This is a genomic window from Humibacter antri (genome assembly GCF_054777235.1).
The window spans coordinates 1-17,179 of sequence record NZ_BAAHAW010000017.1; the positions used below are offsets into that span (position 1 = coordinate 1).

14 protein-coding genes are annotated in these 17,179 nt (G+C 68.4%); 5 read left to right on the forward strand and 9 right to left on the reverse strand.

What is annotated here, in order from left to right; all coding sequences use genetic code 11:
* Nucleotides 1-50 precede the first annotated feature (50 nt).
* The 5 genes from ACYVDK_RS06090 to ACYVDK_RS06110 form a co-directional block, all read right to left on the reverse strand.
* Nucleotides 51-1,337: an MFS transporter gene (locus tag ACYVDK_RS06090; protein WP_460519441.1), complete on the reverse strand. Its 1,287-nt coding sequence runs from the start codon at nt 1,335-1,337 to the stop codon at nt 51-53.
* Nucleotides 1,334-2,092, reverse strand: a complete 759-nt coding sequence (locus ACYVDK_RS06095; protein WP_460519443.1) for an ArsR/SmtB family transcription factor — start codon at nt 2,090-2,092, stop codon at nt 1,334-1,336. The genes ACYVDK_RS06090 and ACYVDK_RS06095 overlap by 4 nt, the downstream gene beginning before the upstream one ends.
* Before the next feature lie 334 nt (nt 2,093-2,426).
* The gene (locus ACYVDK_RS06100; protein ID WP_460519445.1) at nt 2,427-4,073 is read right to left on the reverse strand and encodes an L-serine ammonia-lyase; all 1,647 of its coding nucleotides are present in this window, start codon (nt 4,071-4,073) and stop codon (nt 2,427-2,429) included.
* A gap of 473 nt (nt 4,074-4,546) precedes the next feature.
* Nucleotides 4,547-6,025: a purine-cytosine permease family protein gene (locus ACYVDK_RS06105; protein WP_460519447.1), complete on the reverse strand. Its 1,479-nt coding sequence runs from the start codon at nt 6,023-6,025 to the stop codon at nt 4,547-4,549.
* A gap of 127 nt (nt 6,026-6,152) precedes the next feature.
* Nucleotides 6,153-6,782 (reverse strand): TetR/AcrR family transcriptional regulator, encoded by a 630-nt coding sequence (locus ACYVDK_RS06110; RefSeq protein ID WP_460519450.1) that lies wholly within the window; start codon nt 6,780-6,782, stop codon nt 6,153-6,155.
* Between the two features lie 205 nt (nt 6,783-6,987).
* Here ACYVDK_RS06110 and ACYVDK_RS06115 point away from each other — a divergent pair, with 205 nt between their 5' ends.
* A complete protein-coding gene (locus tag ACYVDK_RS06115; protein WP_460519452.1) occupies nt 6,988-8,163 on the forward strand; it encodes an alpha/beta hydrolase in 1,176 nt (391 codons plus the stop codon).
* Nucleotides 8,164-8,505: 342 nt separating this feature from the next.
* On the opposite strand, the gene ACYVDK_RS06120 is transcribed toward ACYVDK_RS06115, so the two are convergent.
* On the reverse strand, nt 8,506-9,579 hold the full coding sequence (locus ACYVDK_RS06120) for a threonine aldolase family protein (protein WP_460519455.1): 1,074 nt from the start codon (nt 9,577-9,579) through the stop codon (nt 8,506-8,508).
* 155 nt (nt 9,580-9,734) lie between these two features.
* On the opposite strand from ACYVDK_RS06120, the gene ACYVDK_RS06125 reads away from it, so the two are divergent.
* The 4 genes from ACYVDK_RS06125 (at nt 9,735) to ACYVDK_RS06140 (ending at nt 12,920) form a co-directional block, all read left to right on the forward strand.
* A complete protein-coding gene (locus ACYVDK_RS06125; protein WP_460519458.1) occupies nt 9,735-10,643 on the forward strand; it encodes an SPFH domain-containing protein in 909 nt (302 codons plus the stop codon).
* Between the two features lie 25 nt (nt 10,644-10,668).
* Nucleotides 10,669-10,866 (forward strand): type II toxin-antitoxin system antitoxin, encoded by a 198-nt coding sequence (locus ACYVDK_RS06130; RefSeq protein WP_460519460.1) that lies wholly within the window; start codon nt 10,669-10,671, stop codon nt 10,864-10,866.
* 547 nt (nt 10,867-11,413) lie between these two features.
* Nucleotides 11,414-12,160: an ABC transporter ATP-binding protein gene (locus ACYVDK_RS06135; RefSeq protein WP_460519463.1), complete on the forward strand. Its 747-nt coding sequence runs from the start codon at nt 11,414-11,416 to the stop codon at nt 12,158-12,160.
* Complete coding sequence (locus ACYVDK_RS06140; RefSeq protein WP_460519466.1) at nt 12,153-12,920, forward strand: ABC transporter permease; 768 nt, start codon at nt 12,153-12,155, stop codon at nt 12,918-12,920. Before ACYVDK_RS06135 ends, ACYVDK_RS06140 begins: the two co-directional genes overlap by 8 nt.
* 308 nt (nt 12,921-13,228) lie before the next feature.
* Here ACYVDK_RS06140 and ACYVDK_RS06145 read toward each other — a convergent pair whose 3' ends face one another.
* From ACYVDK_RS06145 to ACYVDK_RS06155, 3 genes are all read right to left on the reverse strand, one after another.
* Nucleotides 13,229-14,656 carry a DUF6421 family protein gene (locus tag ACYVDK_RS06145; RefSeq protein ID WP_460519468.1) on the reverse strand — a complete coding sequence of 476 codons (1,428 nt, stop codon included), beginning with the start codon at nt 14,654-14,656 and terminating at the stop codon, nt 13,229-13,231.
* A gap of 142 nt (nt 14,657-14,798) precedes the next feature.
* Nucleotides 14,799-15,974 carry a hypothetical protein gene (locus ACYVDK_RS06150; RefSeq protein WP_460519470.1) on the reverse strand — a complete coding sequence of 392 codons (1,176 nt, stop codon included), beginning with the start codon at nt 15,972-15,974 and terminating at the stop codon, nt 14,799-14,801.
* A gap of 75 nt (nt 15,975-16,049) precedes the next feature.
* Nucleotides 16,050-16,970 (reverse strand): TolB family protein, encoded by a 921-nt coding sequence (locus ACYVDK_RS06155; RefSeq protein ID WP_460519472.1) that lies wholly within the window; start codon nt 16,968-16,970, stop codon nt 16,050-16,052.
* Nucleotides 16,971-17,179 lie beyond the last annotated feature (209 nt).

Consider the following 17,179-nt stretch of genomic DNA (forward strand, 5'->3'; position numbering starts at 1 on the left):
CCAGCCCGGCAGCGCTTCACCCCTGCCCACTTGACAAAACACGCTACATATCAGTTGTCGGCCAGGGTTGGGTCGGCGGCCTCCGCAACGGCCGACACGGGGGCCAGGTCGACACGATCCGTCGTCAGCCGTTGCACGGCGGGCGTGAGCGCGGCCGCTGCGCAGGCGCACGCGATGATCGCCGCCGCCCCGAAGAGTACGGTCTGCACCCCGACCTGATCGGCCAGCGGCCCGACGAGTAGCTCGCCGAGTGGAATCGCGGCGAACGATCCGACCGCGTCATAGGAGTAGACGCGAGCCAGTCTGTCCGGTGGAACATGCGACTGCAGTGACTGGTCCCACGCAACTCCGAATTGCTCGAGCGCGACACCGCCCGCGAAGAACGCGGCGGCCAGCACGGGCACGGCCGGGGCGGCCGCGAGCAATGCGACCGGAAGCGCACACACTGCCGTGAGGAGCACTCCGACGAGTAGGGCCTGTCGAGGTTGCCAGCGCAGTGCGACGAAGCCGCCCGCGACCAGGCCCACCGTCTCTGCTGCCGTGATGAGTCCCCAGCTTGCGCGGCCGAACGAGGCATCCGCCACCACGGGGCCGAGTACGGCGATGGCGCCGGTGAAGGCAGCGTTGACGAGAGCGAATTGCAGCACCACGACCCAGACCCAGGGCCGACTGGTGAACTCGCGCCAGCCGACGCGCAGGTCGTGCAGCGCACTCGTCGATTCGGTTCGCTTCGCCGTCGGTCTGCCCCGCACGAGGAGGAAGAGCGGGCCGGCGACCGCGAAACTGAGCGCGTCCACGGCCAGGCCCCAGCCGGGACCGATCATCGCGACGAGGCCGGCCCCGCTCACGGCGCCGAGCACCGTCCCGCCATTCAGACCGAGGCGCAGCAATGCGTTGGCCGGTCGCAACGCGTCCTCCGGCACGGTCTGCGGAATGAGCGCGGACGACGCGGGCAGAGCCACGGCCGCAGCCGCGCCGTTGACCACGCCCAGGCACGCGAGCACGAGGATGGATGCCGATCCACTCAGCACGAGCCAGGCGACGGCGCCCTGGGTCAGCGCGGCGAGCGTCGAGGTGCCGAGCAGTACGACGTTGCGCGGCAGGCGATCCGCGATGACGCCGCCGACGAGCAGCACGGCGACGTTGGCGATGGATCGCGCCGCAACCACGATTCCGAGCTGGGCCGCCGATCCGCCGAGGTCGAGCACGGCGAACGCCAGGGCGATCGGCGCGACGCCGTTGCCCAGAACGTTGATGAATCGCGCCGCGAAGAGATAGCGGAACGGCCGGTGGCGGAACGGGCTCGTTCGTCGCACCGGCACGGCAGCCGTCGTCATCGCTCGCTCCCGGCACCGTCGCCTGCGGGCTCGTCTGCTATGGCCGCATCAGCCGCGGACCGGTCGGGCTCGGGCTCGTCGGCCCCGGACCCGTCTGCTCCGCATCCATCTGCCATGGCGTCGTCAGCCCCGCGTCCGTCTGGCTCGGCCTCGGCAACTCCGCGTCCGTCGGGCTCGGCCTTGTCAGCCCCGGACCCGTCTGCCCGGGCGACTCGGAACAGCGCGGTCGTCATCGACACCGGGACGGCTCCCTTGCTGCGCGGAGGAGCTGCGGAAGAGTGCAGCAGGGCGGATGCCTCGCCCACCATCTCGACGACCTTGCGCCACACCTCGGGTGCGACCCAGAGCTCCGCGTCGGTGTTCACCGAGGGGCCTGGCGCACGCCGCGTGCCGCGCTCGCGCATCGCGTCTGCGAGCAGCGCGATGAAGTGAGTGTGGGCATCCGTGAACTCGTCGGTGGTCGTCGGCTCGGCGACGGCGAACGGCTCGGACGAGCTCTCGTGTCGGAATCGCCGCGCGACCCCGCCCCGCAGTTTGACCTCCTCGACCAGGCGGACGAGGCCCGCACGTTCCAACAGCCGCAGGTGGTAGCTCGCGTTCGCCTGCGTCACGTCCAGTTCGCGTGCGATCTCCGCGGCGCTCATCGACGCGCCGGTCAGCAGCGACAGCATCCGCAGTCGGAGCGGATGCGCCGTGGCGCGCAACTGCTCGAGTCGCTGTGCGGCCGCCGCGCGCTCATTGTCGGTCTCGGTCACGAGAGAACAGTCTGCCGCCCGGGCGCGCGACTGTCAAACAGTTGTTTGATGGTGTGATGGTGCCGTGGCAGCGCGGCCCCGCTGCGCTGCGGCGCATTCCGGTGTCGCACGATGCAGGTCCGCCTCGCCCGCACCCGCAATCCGGGACAGCTGAATGCGGCCAGCGGGAGCGGATGATCGCGGAACGCAGGCGGAAGCACGGACGGCAACCGAACGCGCGAGCGGGACGCAGACGAGGGCGGAACGCGCGCCGGGGAACGCGGGCGAGAGCAGAACGAGGGGGCTGGGACGTGGGCGACAGCGGGACGTGAGGCGGGCGGTAGGCGGCGGCGCCTCAGCACTCGATGACGTTCACCGCGAGGCCCGCAGCGCTGGTCTCCTTGTAGCGGTCGCTCATGTCGGCACCGGTCTGGCGCATCGTCTCGACCGCGACGTCGAGCGGCACGAGGTGCCGGCCGTCGCCGTGCAGGGCAAGGCGCGCCGCCGACACCGCGGTGGAGGCCGCGATCGCGTTGCGCTCGATGCACGGTATCTGCACGAGCCCGCCGACCGGGTCGCAGGTGAGCCCGAGGTGGTGCTCGACCGCGATCTCCGCCGCGTTCTCCACCTGGTCGGGCGTGCCGCCCAGCACGGCGCAGAGCCCGGCAGCCGCCATCGCGCACGCGGATCCGACCTCCGCCTGGCATCCGCCCTCAGCGCCGGAGATGGATGCGTTCGCCTTCAGAATCGACCCGATCGCGGCGGCGGTGAGCAGGTAGCGGTGTGCGTCGGCATCCGTCGCCCGTGGGTTGAAGCGCAGGTGGTATTCGAGAACGGCGGGCACGATGCCTGCAGCACCGTTCGTCGGCGCGGTGACGACGCGGCCTCCGGCGGCGTTCTCCTCGTTCACGGCGAGGGCGTAGGCGCGCATCCATTCTGCGGCGAAGTCCGGCGCGTCGGCGGGCATGACGTCGAGCTGTTCACGCATCGCCTCGGCGCGCCGTGGCACGTGCAGCCCGCCGGGCAGCTCGCCGTGGGCGTGCAGTCCGCGCTCGACGCAATCGTGCATCGCGTTCCGGATGGCGTCGAGTCCTGCAAGCAGCTCCGCCTCGCCGTGCCGCTCCAGCTCGATGCGGTACGCGACGTCGCAGACGCCCAGCCGGTGCTCTGCACACAACGCGAGCAGTTCGGCTGCCGTCGAGAACGGCCACTGCGTCGAGTACCCGGGTCCTGCCGCCCCGGGACCGGCCGAGCGGGGTCCGGACGACCCGATTCCTGCCGAGCCGGGTCCGGCCGAGCGGGGTCCGACTGATCCGGATTCGGCCGACTCGGAGCCGGTTGATCCGGATTCGTCCGGCTCGGCCTCCACCCCGCGTTCGGCGATGAACCCGCCGCCGATGGAGAAGAACGTGCGCTCCACGATCGGGCCACGCGAGCCTGCGGCGTACGCGCGCAGGGTGAGCGCATTCGGATGCTCGGGCATCCGCGTGCGCGGCTCGAACGTGAGATCGGATGCCTGGAACGGCACCTCGACCCGGCCCGCCGAGTTCGACCGGCCCAGAGCCTGTCGAAGGGTGGAGACCTCGTCACCGGCTCTCGCGTCGGAGGCAGTGTCGGCGGTTGCGGTTGCGGCGCTGCCGTTGCTGCCGAACTTCGTGTCGTACCCGGTGCTCGACGCGTCGGGGGCGCTTCCTGTGCCGAGCGTGAGCATGCCGGCCTCCGTCGCTCGCGCCCACGCGCCGTGCACCGCGGCCGGATCGCACGTCTCGGATCGCTCGCCCGCGAGGCCGGCCACCACAGCATCGGGCGTTCCGTGGCCGACGCCGGTCGCCGCGAGCGACCCGTACAGCGTGCACTCCACCCGCGTCACGTGGGGAAGGATGCCCGCCTCGGCCAGCTCCGCCACGAACCGCCCGGCCGCGCGCATCGGACCCACCGTGTGCGAGCTGGACGGCCCGATTCCGATCGAGAACAGGTCGAGCGCCGACACGTACACGGACATACCGCCAGTGTGCATGCTGTGCCACGTCGCATCCGTCGCCGCCGTCCGGAATGCCGGACGAGTGCTCACGGTACCGACGATCCCGCACGGTACGGACAGTCCCGCACGGTGTCGACGATCCCGCACGGACTCGACGATCCCGCACGGACTCGACGAACGAGCACGGTACCGACGAGCGAGCACGGTGTCGACGAGAGGGCACGGTACAGACGCCCATCGCGTGGTGCGTCGTCGGTACCGTGCCCTCTCGTCGATTGCATGGTGGGCGCGGTGGTCGGGGGTTTCCGCACGCCCGCTTCGCGGGCTGCTCCACCCGCAGCACGGGTGTCAGCGGCGAGGGCTGCTCCGCCGGCGGCAGGGACCGGGCCGGCGGCAGGGACCGGGCCTGCGGCAGGGACCGGGCCTGCGGCAGAGCCCGAGCCGGCGGTCGAGCCCGAGCCGGCGGTCGAGTCTGGCCCGGCGGGGCAGCGACGCTACGGCAGCTGGTGCACCGGCACGGCGTCCTCGATCTCGATGGCCTGCTGCCGCGCCAGCTCGCGCTCGCCTGCCACGTCGACGCGCCGCGTGAACAGCCAGTACGCGACGGCGGCGACGGGCAGGCCGATGAACAGCGAGATGTCCACGCCGCCGAGCGCGTGCGACACCGGTCCCGTGTACACGCCGGCGATGTCGAAGAACGGAACCATCGCGGCGAACCCGAGCACGTAGGCGCCGATGCCGGCCCAGCCCCAGCGCTTGTAGATGCCGTTCGGCTTGAAGATCTCCGCGATCGCGTAGTGTCCGCGCCGCACGATGAAGAAGTCGGTCAGGTTCACGGCCGTCCACGGGATGAACAGGTACAGGATCACCAGCAGGAAGTCGTTGAACGACCCCAGGAAGTCGGCCGTCGCGAACAGCGCGAACCCGAGCGAGAGTGCCGCGGTGATGCCGAGGGTGATCATCCGGATGGCCAGCGTCGGCCTCACCTTCTTGAAGCTGTCGATCGACGAGATGAGCGTGAGCGACCCGCCGTACATGTTCAGCGCCGTCACCGAGATGAGCCCGAGGCCGAACACGATCAGCGCGATGACGCCGAAGCCGGGGAACAGGGCATCCGCCACCTTCTTCAGATCGACCACCGTGTTCGAGCCGATGTCCTTGGCCGAGACGGCGATGTACGAGCCGAGGAACATCATCCACATGCCACCGAGCGCGCTGCCCCAGAACGTGACGTTGAACGTGCTGCTCGGCTTCGTGCCGGCAGGCAGGTACCGCGAGTAGTCCGAGACGTAGATGGCCCACGAGATCTGGTAGCCCGCCGCGACACCGAGCTGGCCGAAGAACGCCACAGGGCTGAAGTCGCCGAGGTTGAACTCGGATGCCGGAATGTGCAGATGGATGATCGCCGAGATCGACACGAGCGCGAGCACGATGACCGTGAGGTAGGTGAGGTAGCGCTCGAACGAGTGGATGAAGTCGTAGCCGACCAGTGCGATCACGACGGCGACGATGGTGACCACCCAGATCCAGAGCGGGTTGGATGCCTGCTTCGAACTGATCGCACCGCCGATCGCCTCACCGCCCAGCACCGAGTTGAAGATGTTGAAGCCCGCGTACTGGATGTAGGCGAACAGCCACACGAGCAGGGCCCCGATGTAGCCGAACTGCGGGCGGGACTGGATCATCTGCGGCAGCCCGAGTTGCGGACCCTGCGAGGAGTGCGCAGCCATGAAGAACGTGCCGATGCAGATGCCGACCGCGATCGCGATCAACGACCAGATCAGGTTGCCGCCCGAGGTGATGCTGATCAGGCCGGTGGCGAGCGTGGCGATCTGGGCGTTGCACATGAACCACAGAGGTCCGATGTGCGAGACCTTGCCATGCCGCTCCGCCTGCGGCACATAGTCGATCGAGCGCACCTCGAGTCCGGTGCGGCGGGTGGTGGTTTCAGGGGCGGATTGGGTACGGGACATCGAGCGGCTTTCGGGTCACGTGCGTGCGCGTCGGTGCGCACGCCACAAGACACGGATGCTAGAACCGCGACTCAGGCTTGTGCCAGACATGCACCCTGAACCTGTCAGCCTTCGCAGGAATGTCCGCTCACCGCGCCGCATCGCCTCCCTCGTTCTCGGCGCCCGGGCCCTCGCCGGTCCGTACCGGCGCCCCGGTGGAAACAGGCTGACTTCCCGTGAGCCAGGCCGTCAGCACAGCCGCCGCGTCGACGGATGTTCCGTGCAGGCCGTTGCCGATCAACCGGTCGTAGAAGAGTCCGTTCATGACGCCGATGAGATCGACCGCGCGTTGCTCGATGTCGGCGATGCCGAGCTCGCGGAGTAGTCGCTCGGCCTGCTCGAGCACCGCGGTGCGCACCGGTGACTTCGTCGTGAGCAAGGCGTGCAGTTCGGGATCGCTCAGGCAATCGATCGTCAGAGCCATCCGGGCACGGATGTCCACGCCGCGGGCGACGACATCCTCGAACGCGGCGATGAGCTGCACGACGGCCTCCTGAATCGTGCGTGGAGGGGGCGCGTCAGGCGCGCGCAGATGCGCAGTGCCGGCAATGCGCTGCACCACCATCAGCACGAGGTCACGTCGAGTACGCGCGTAGTTCGACGCGGTGCCCTCCGGCAGGCCCAGCCGTCGATCGATTCGGCGATGGGTGAGCGCGTGGCTGCCGCCTTCTGCGACCAGTTCCATCGCAGCCTGTGCGATGTCGTCTCGTCGGGTCATCCCGGACCTCCTCGAAATTCACTACGATCGTAGTACTGTGGGTTTCACGTGAAATGCACACACATCGGGGGTGTTCCGTGTCGCTCGATCAACCGACGACTGTCGATCTTGCGGTTGCCTCGGGCTCGGCGACGTGGTCGTCATCCAGAACAACCTCCGCCGAGCTGTACGCGCCTCGGCCAGGCTCCGCTCAGGCGATCAGAGCATGATCGGCGCGCTGACGACCACGTTGCTCCTGGCGCTGTGTGCCGTGATGGCCATTCATCCGCCGATGCCTCGCTTCTCGTCGCCGTTCAATCTGCAGTTCGGCCTCGGCTGGTGGGTCAACGAGGCGCCGCTTCTCGGCCTGTGGTGGCTGGTGGCAGGCTCGACCGGCGCGCTGCTCGCTGCACCGTCGGCATTCTGGTGGTGGTCGGTCGCCGGGCTCATGGTCGTGGACGGGCTCCTGCTGGTGCTGATCGCTGTGCGCGCCCGATCCACCCGCACGGCGCTTTCGGCGGCATTCCAGGACGCCTACGGCCCCGACGGGGTTCCGCGCTACACGCAGCCGGCCTGGTGGCGCCTCGTGCTGCCGGTCCTCTCGTGGCGGCCTGACGTGCGCCGCATCCGCAATCGTCGCTACGGGCCGTCGCGTCGTGGGAATCGGCTGGATGTCTACGTGTCCCGTCGACGCCGTACGGACGGTGCACCTGTGCTGGTCTACGTGCACGGCGGGGCGTTCGTCCTGGGCAGCAAGATGCTCGGCTCCCGTGCGCTGCTCTATCGGCTGGCCGCACAGGGGTGGGTGTGCATCAGCATCGACCACCGGCTGTTCCGGGTGCAGTATGCGGATCAGCTCGCCGATGTACGCGCCGCCCTGACTTGGGTCCGCGCCAACGCCCGCTCCTACGGCGGCAGCCCCGAGGCGGTCTTCGTGGCCGGCGGCTCTTCGGGTGCACACCTGGCCGCGACGGCGACTCTGTCCGGCACCGAGGTTCGCGGCGTCATCGCCTTCTACGGTTACTACGGCAGCGTCGGCCGTTCCAGGACCGGGCCGACCTCACCGCAGGACTGCATCAACCCTGACGCACCGCCGTTCCTCATCGTGCACGGCACCGTCGACACCCTCGTGCTGCGCCGAGACGCCCGTGATTTCGCCAGCCGACTCCGGGCCGTTTCGCGCCGCCCCGTCGTGTATGCAGAGCTCCCAGGAGCTCAGCACAACTTCGACTTCTTCCAGTCGTTGCGGTTCCATGCGGTCACCGACGCCGTGGTCCGGTTCACGGAGCTCACGATCGGAGCAGACGGAGCGCGATCGGCGAGGCCGGCAGCGTCGAACGCCGGCCGCGTGTCGTCAGCGGATGTTCGATGTGAGAAGGAATCAGGAACATCGGCTAGATAACGGTGCGGCATGGAACGGCGCTGGCAGTTGCTCGGTCTCGGCGAACTCGACTGGCGGTGGCGCGGGGCGACTCGGTTTCGACAAGCTCAACCGGCGGGATGCGGCTCAAGAAGGCGGTGGTGCGGGGTCGCTCGGTTTCGACAAGCTCAACCGGCGGTATATGCAGCTCGACCGGCGGGATGGGGCTCGACCGGTGGTGTGCGGCTCGACCGGTGGTGTGCGGCTCGACCGGCGGTGGCGCGAGGCGGCCCGGTTTCGACAAGCTCAACCGGCGGGAGATGCGGCTCGGCCGGCGGGATGCGGCTCGACGGGCGGGACGCGGCTCGGCCGGCGATGTACCGCTCACACGGCGCCCAGCGCCTCCACGATCGCCGCGACGAAGCCGTCGATGTCGTCTTCTGTGGTGTCCCACGAGCACATCCAGCGCACCTCGCCGCGGTCGGGCGCCCAGTCGTAGAACCGGTACTGCTCGCGAACCCGCTCGGCGGCCTCCTTCGGCAGCGTCGCGAACACGCCGTTCGACTCCGTCGCCTGCGTGAAGCCCAGCCCGGGAGCGCGGCCGGATGCAACGGCATCCTCCAGCTCGGACCGCAGCCGGCCGGCCATCGCGTTCGAGTGCCGCGCGCTGCGCAGCCAGAGCTCGTCGGTCAGCAGCGCGATGAGCTGCGCCGAGATGAACCGCATCTTCGAGGCCAGCTGCATGTCGAGCTTGCGCAGGTAGGTCATGCCCTCCGAGGCATCCGGGTTCAGCACCACGACGGCCTCGCCGAACAGGAGCCCGTTCTTCGTGCCGCCGAAGCTGAGCACGTCGACGCCGGCATCGCTCGTGAAGGTGCGCAGTGGGGCACCGAGGTGGGCGGCGGCGTTGGCGACGCGGGCGCCGTCCATGTGCACGCGCATCCCGAGCGAGTGCGCGTGTTCGCAGATGGCACGCACCTCCTCGAGGCTGTAGCAGGTGCCGAGCTCGGTGGTCTGCGTGATCGAGACCGCCAGCGGCTGTGCCCGATGCTCGTCGCCCCAGCCCCAGGCCTGCTTGTCGATCAGCTCGGGCGTGAGCTTGCCGTCTTGGGTCTCGACCGTGAGCAGCTTGAGTCCACCGACCCGCTCGGGGGCGCCGTTCTCGTCGGTGTTGATGTGTGCCGTGGCGGATGCCACCACCGCGCCCCAGCGCGGCAGCATCGACTGCAACGCGGTCACGTTCGCCCCGGTGCCGTTGAACACCGGATACACCTGAACGCCCTCGCCGAACTGCCCGGCGAACACCTCGTGGAGGCGCTCGGTGTAGGCATCCTCGCCGTAGGAGATCTGGTGCCCGCTGTTCGCGGCGACGATGGCGTCGATGACCTCTTGATGCGCTCCCGCGTAGTTGTCGGAGGCGAATGCGCGGGAGTCCGGGTCGTGCAGGCGAAGTGTCATGATGCATCCATCTTCGCGGATGCGCGTCTGGCACGAACGCCGGGCACGGCCGCAGATGCCCCGCCGCCCTCCGCCGAGCCGTCATCATCGGGGTGGCAGGCGCACCGGTGACACGGGCAGGCACCGAAATCGCGATATCACTTTAGGATGAGCGCATGGGAACAGTTCCGCAGCGGCCGGACGCGCCACCGTTCGCCTACTCGGGCGCGCGAGTAGACATCGAGGAGCGGCCGGCGCAGGTGATCAGCGGCGGGTACGGCATCGCGGCGATCGCGGCGTTCGTCGTGATCGCGATCGTTGTGATCGCGCAGGGCCAGACGCGATTCGCCATCCTGCCGATCCTCGCCATCGCGGTCGTGCTCGGCTCGCTGGTCGTTCTTCAGCCGGGTGAGACGCGGGTGATCCAGCGGTTCGGTCACTACGTCGGAACGGTTCGCCGCTCCGGCCTCTCGTGGGTGCTGCCGTTCACGACCCGGCGCAAGATGAGCGTGCGCATCCGCAACTTCGAGACGAAGCGACTGCGGGTGAACGACGCTGAGGGCAATCCGGTGGAGATCGCGGCCATCGTCGTGTGGCAGGTGACCGATACCGCGAAGGCCGTCTACGCCGTGGATGACTACCTCGACTTCGTCGCCGTGCAGGCCGAGTCGGCGGTGCGGCAGATCGCGAACGCCTATCCATACGATTCCGCCGGTGAAGACCGCATCTCACTCCGCGACTCCACCGATGTCGTGGCCAGCGAACTCTCTCATGAGGTCACGATGAGGGTCGCGCTCGCCGGAGTCGAGATCGTGGAGGTGCGCATCAGCCACCTCGCGTACGCGCCGGAGATCGCCCAGGCCATGCTGCGCCGTCAGCAGGCCGCGGCCGTCGTGCAGGCCCGTTCGCGCATCGTGGAAGGCGCAGTCGGCATGGTCGAGATGGCGCTCGACCGCCTCAACGAGAGCGACTACGTGACGCTCGACGACGAGCGCAGGGCTGCGATGGTCAGCAACCTGATGGTCGTGCTGTGCAGCGACCAGCCGGCCGCGCCCATCGTCAACGCGGGAACGCTGTACTCGTGACGGCCATGACACACGGAAGATCACGATGAGCGCCGAGCGCAAGAACGTGCTGTTGCGGCTCGATCCGGCGGTGCACGACGCGATCGCGCGGTGGGCATCCGGAGAGTTGCGCAGCGTGAACGCGCAGATCGAGATCTTGCTGCGGGATGCCCTCAAACAAGCGGACAGACTGCCGAAAGAGGTCGCTCCCCTGCCCAAGCGCGGCCGGCCGCCGCGCGTTTGAGAGGATGACGGGTCCGTTCCCCGTCCGCGGTCGAGCGTGTCGAAACCTGTCCCGGCACGGAGTCGGGCAGGGCCCGTGGGTTGAACGTGTCGAAGCCCGCTTCAGCACGGAGTCGGGTCGGGCCCGTGGGTTGAACGTGTCGAAGCCCGCTTCAGCACGGAGTCGGGTCGGGCCCGTGGGTTGAACGTGTCGAAACCCGCTTCAGCACGGTGTCGGGTCGGGCCCGTGGGTTGAGCTTGTCGAAACCCGCTTCAGCACGGAGTCGGGCCGGGCCCGCGGGTTGAGCTTGTCGAAACCGCTTCAGCGCGCGTCGGGTTTCGACAAGCTCAACCCACGGGGGCAAGCTCAACCCACGGGGGCAAGCTCAACCCACGGGGGCAAGCTCAACCCACGGGGGCAAGCTCAACCCACGGGGCGGCAAGCTCAACCTCCACGGGTGCCGAACTCGACCCACGGCAGCTAAAGTGATATCGTTTTTCATGTGACAGGGAATGAGCCCTCGCCGGTGCCGATGACGCCAGAACAATCAACTCTGCCCGCCTTGCAGGTGAGCGAATTGACCGTCGCCTACGGACAGCAGATCGCGGTCGCCGGTGTGAGTCTGCAGATCGAGCGCGGCGAGATCTTCGGCCTGCTCGGTCCGAACGGTGCAGGCAAGACGAGCACCCTCGGAGCGATAGAGGGCCTGGTGCATCCGCGATCCGGCACCGTGACCGTCGATGGAATGGATGCCCGCCAGCACCCCACCGAGACGAAGGCGCGTCTCGGGGTGCAGCTGCAGACATCCAGCTTCCAGGCGGAACTCAGCATCGAGCAGATCGCGACCCTATACGGCGGACTGTACGGCGTGCGACTGACACGGGAACGCATCAGGCAGAGCCTGAACGAGATCGGGCTCGATCAGGAGCGGGGAAAGCGGTTCAAGCAGCTCTCCGGCGGCCAGCAGCAGCGGTTGGCGCTGTACATCGCCACCATTCACGATCCGCTCCTTCTGCTGCTCGACGAGCCCACCGCAGGCCTCGACCCGCAGTCGCGCCGCGCGCTCTGGTCGCGCATCGAGCAGCTGCGGAAGCGGGGCAGCAGCATCCTGCTGACCACCCACTCCATGGAGGAGGCGCAGTCCGTGTGCGACCGCGTCGCGATCATCGACCACGGCGCCCTGCTCACGGAGGGCACGCCCGCCGACCTGATCGCGAAGAACCGGGACGATCCGCGGGTGCAGGCCGTCGCGCACGGCGACGTCACGCTCGAGGATGTCTTCATCGGCCTGACGGGAAGTGAGATCCGTGACTGACACAGCTTTCCGTCGCCCGCCGCTCGGCCTTGTGTTGGGCTCACTGCTTCGCGCCGACACCATCGTGCTGCTGCACAGCCGGGTGGCGACGGTGCTGAGCATCATCCTTCCCGTGGCCATTCTCGTGATCACCAGTCTCGGCAAAGGATCGCAGCGGTTCGGCGGATCCGACCTCGTCATCGGTCTCGCACTCACCCTCGGCCTGCTCACCTCGTGCCTTCTCGGCTACAGCCTCAACCTGGCGCGCGAGCGCGAGATCGGGGTGTTGCAGCGGCTCCGCGTCACTCCGGCGCCGACCTGGACCATCATGACCAGCCGGCTCGTCGTGCAGGTCGTGATGAATCTGGTCGGCTCGATCATCGTCGTGGTCGTCGGGGTGATCTTGCACGGACTCGCGCTCAGCTTCGGTCAGTACGTGATGGTGCTGGTGGTGGCGATCCTCGGGGCGGCGGTGTTCCTGTCGATCGGCCAGGCGCTGGTGGGGCTGATTCCGAGTCAGGGCGCGGTGCTCGCGGCCGGCCGCATCCTGTTCATCCTGCTCGTTCTGGTCGGCATTCTCGGCGGCACCGGTGTGCTGGGCGACGCGATCAAGTCGATCTCGCAGTGGACGCCCGTCGGAGCCCTGATGCCCCTGTTCGGCGATGTGATCGCCGGCGCCCCGTGGAGCGGCCAAGACACGAACGCGCTGCTGGCGTGCGGAGGCTACATCGTGGTGTTCGCGTTCATCGGCATCCGCTGGTTCCGCTGGGAGAGCCGCTGACCACACGCCGCCCGCTCGCCTGTGATGCCCGGGACCGCACACCGCCCGTGCGACCGCACACCACCCCGAGCCTGGATGCCGCTCCCGGGACCGCACGCCGCTCCCGAGCCCCCACACCGTTCGCGAGACTGCGCACCACCCCCGAGACAGCGCACCGCCCCCGGGACCGCACACCGTTCGGGAGACCGCACGCCGCTCCCGAGACAGCGGGAGATACCCGCGGTCTCGGGGTGCACGTGCAGTCTCGCGGGCCGCGTCGAGGGTTCACCCGGGCGGCGTCGAGCGCTCTCGCGGGCGGTGTCGAGCGCTCAGGCGAGCGACGCGCCCGTGATGCCCTTCGTCGACTCGATGGTGCCGCCCATCTTCTTGTTCAGCGCCTCGTAGAACATCGAGAGCGGGAACTCGTCGTCGAGCACGGCATCCGTGTACCCCTTCGGCGCGCCGGCGAGAACCTCCTCGGGCAGGCCCTTCGCCCAGGCGGATGCCGGGTTCGGCGTGAGCACACTGCTGACCAGGCCGTAGGCGGCCAGCCAGTGCGCGGTCTTGGGTCGGTCGATCGAGCGCCAGTACAGCTCGTTGATCGTGTCGCTGAGCGAGACGACCGCGTCGCCGACGGCATCCCAGTCGATCGACAGCTGCGTGTCGGTCCAGTCGAGCACGTGGTGCTGGTGCAGCCAGGCGAACAGCAGCTGCCCGCCGAGCCCGTCGTAGTTGCGCACCCGGCTGCCTGTGACCGGGAAGCGGAAGATGCGGTCGAACAGAATCGCGTAGCGCACGAGGGAGGCGTGCTCCAGGATGCTGCGCTGATCATCCGTCAGTTCCTCGGCAGGCATGGCGCCGAGGACCTTCTCGAGCCGGTACGCCTCGCGATACGCGGTGAGGTCGCAGCGGAGCTCCTCGAGCGAGTACAGAAAGTACGGCATGCGTTGCTTGATCATGAACGGGTCGAACGGCAGGTCGCCGCGCATGTGGGTGCGGTCGTGGATGATGTCCCACATCACGAACGTCTCCTCGATGAGCGCCTGGTTCTCGAGCAGCCGCGCGGCGTCGTCGGGCAGGTCGAGCTTCGTGATGTCGGATGCCGCCCGCACGACCACACGGTAACGGGCGGCCTCGCGGTCCTGGAAGATCGCACCCCACGTGAAGGCCGGCAGTTCCCGCATAGCGACCGTCTCCGGGAACAGCACGGCGGAGTTGGTGTCGTAGCCGGGGGTGAAGTCGATGAGCCGAAGCGAGACGAACAGCTTGTTGCCGTAATCGGTGCGCTCGAGCTCTCCCACGAACTCGGGCCAGATCGTCTCGACGATCAGGGCCTCGACGTGCCGGTCGGTGGACCCGTTCTGCGTGTACATCGGGAACACCACGAGGTGGCGCAGGCCATCCACGCGGTGCTGCTGCGGCTGGAACGCGACGAGCGCGTCGTAGAAGTCCGGCACTCCGAACCCGCCGTCGACCCAGCGCTCGAAGTCTGCCTCCAGGGCGGCGAGGTAGCCGGCGTCGTGCGGGAACAGCGGAGCCAGGTCGCCGATCGCGTGCACGATCGTGGCGACGTGGGTGCGGGCATCCGCGTGCCGGTCGGCATCCGGAATCGAGCCGTCTTTGACCTGGTCGCCCTGGATTCTCGTGGCCGCCAGCTTCAGCGCGAGCCACGCAGGGTCGGCGGTGATGTTCGCCAGGCGTGCCGCAGCATCCGCGTCGAGGGCCTCGGGCGCACTCGTGGGAAGAACGATGGACATGACGAGACCTCCTCGTGGTGAACTCTTTGCGTCTACTTCGAGGGTAACGACGAGGTTCGAGGATGAGTTTGCCGAGTTGGCGTTCAGTGTTGCGTTTGCGAACGAATGCGCGCAACGAACGTGCGTTGCTCGAGCACGGGGTTCACCGATCGGAGGAATCGGCGTCGCGCTCCGGGTCTGTCGACCCGGAGACCAGCATTGCGGCACCCGGGTCGTCCAGATCGCTCAGGTCTATGTCGGGGCGAGCATGACGGCCGGGTCGCGCGACCTCGGTCCGCCCTGTCTCGACGCCGACGGGCGACCGGTCGCTCAACGTGGCAGAGACCACACGCAGGAAGACGATCAGCCAACTGAAGATGAGCACCGCTGCGACCAGCTCCACCGCTGTCAGGTTGTAATAGCCGATCGCGAAGAACACGGCGGCGACCACGATGACCGCCAGGAACAGCAGCCCGAGCGCGATGAACGCGCGCGGCAACTCGGGAATGAACCAGCGCAAGCCGATGGTGATGATCAGGTAGGCGACCACCATTCCGCACGCGACCGAGTTGTGCACGATGAAGAAGCGGTCGACGGGGAAAACGCCGACGCATCCCAACAGAACCCCGAGCGCTACCAGTGCCCAGCGCACGATCAGCACGCCGGTTCGTCGACGGCCGTCGAAGAGTGCGGCCGTCGCGTAGCGGGCGATGGTGGTGACGAGGAACCCCGCCACGATCAACGTGAGGTTGAAGGCGAACGAGGAGAGGTCGTTCGTCATGCCCAAAGCGCTCAGATTCTTCTGCCACCAGTGCGGGTCGGTTGCTGTCAGCATGCTGGTCACCGCCCCGAGCACGAGGAACACGGCGAGCACCGCTGCAAGGTGCATGCCGTCCAGGCCACGGGTGGAGAGGAAGACGAAATACCCGGTGATCGCAGCGGCAGACGCCGCCAGCGCGACCGCCGGCAGTGGATAGACGACCGCCCCTTTGAAACTCTGCTCGGCCACGGCCGCAAGCACGAGCCAGAGCAGTAACGCGATCACTGCATGCGCGACGCAGATCGCCGACATGTCGAGCAGGGACCCCGCCAGCGAACGCTCGCGGAGGCGAGCGCCCGGCGGAACGCACCAGGTGACGACGCACACGACGAGTGCGGCGGCGGCACCGGCGATCGCGGCGAATTGTCCGAGTGAATTCGGCCCGCTGATCGGTTGGCTTCTCGTTCCGAAGGCGATCATGGCGGCGAGCGCCACGATCACGAAGCAGGCCGCGCCCACGGCGAGGGCGAGAGTCTCCCGGTCGGCGGCCACGCGTTCGACGCGCTCGCGCAGTGTCATGGCAGGAGGGTATCGAGCATCCGACGGCCCCGGCTCACCCGCTCTGCGCTATTCAGTCGCCGGCTCCCCGAGAGCTCAGGCCACCGGGTACTCCACGTATGCGAACCGCGTGCCGTCGGGCGACCAGCTCGCCACGTTCATGGTGCCCTGCCCGCCGAAGAGGTCGACGATGTCGACCGGCTGCCCGCCGTCGGGGTCGATGCGACGGATGCGCACACGCTCGTTCTCCGGATGCCCGACCACCCCGGGCGGGTAGCTCACGTACACGAGATCGCGTGCGCCGGGCGCCACGTGCGGGAACCAGTTCACGCGTGCGTCGAACGTGAGCTGCGCGACGTCCGAGCCGTCCGGCCGGCAGCGGAACAGTTGCGCGTGCCCCGGATGGCCCGACTCGCGCTCCGAGTTGAAGTAGATCCACTCGCCGGTCGGGTCGAACTCGGCGCCGTCGTGCGGGCTGTCGGAGTCGGTGAGTTGCGTGTCATCCGATCCGTCGATGCCGATCGTGAAGACGTTCGTGCGTGCCGGGATGCCAGGGCCGGGGTTCGGGCCGAGCGGCTCGAGTCCGATGTACGACAGTGTGCTTCCGTCGGGTGAGATGCCGTGCAAGTAGTGGTTGAACGGCCGGTCGTGGTCGTGCGTCACGCGGCGGGTCGTGCCGTCGGCGAGCGACACCTGGTGGATGTGCTTGTCCTCTGCCGAGACGTAGAGGCATCGGCCGTCTGGAGACACCACGTGGTCGTTGTTCGAGCTGTCGATGTCGCCGGTGGGCACGAGTTCGACGGCACCGCCCGCCACCGGAATGCGGTGGATCAGCCCGTCCTGGTTGAACACCAGCCACTCCTCGTCACCCCAGTGCGGCGAGAACGTCCAGTTCGGCGCCTCGAAGACGGCGTCGGCGCTCTCGTGCACCGTGCGGCGTGCGCCGGTCGCGATGTCGACGACGACAAGCCTCGAGATCTGACCGGGCTCCAGGATGCGCCACGCGCGCGCTGCCATCTCGTCTCGCTTCTGTTCGGATCGTCCCGCTGGTCGGGCCGTCTCGTTGGTCGGGCCGTCCCGCTGGTCGGATCGTCCCGCTGGTCGGGCCGTCTCGTTGGTCGGGCCGTCCCGCTGGTCGGGCCGTCCCTCTGGTTGGGCCGTCCCGCGGGTTGGACCGTTTGGACTGTCCCGCGGGTTGGACCGTTTGGACTGTCCCGCGGGTTGAG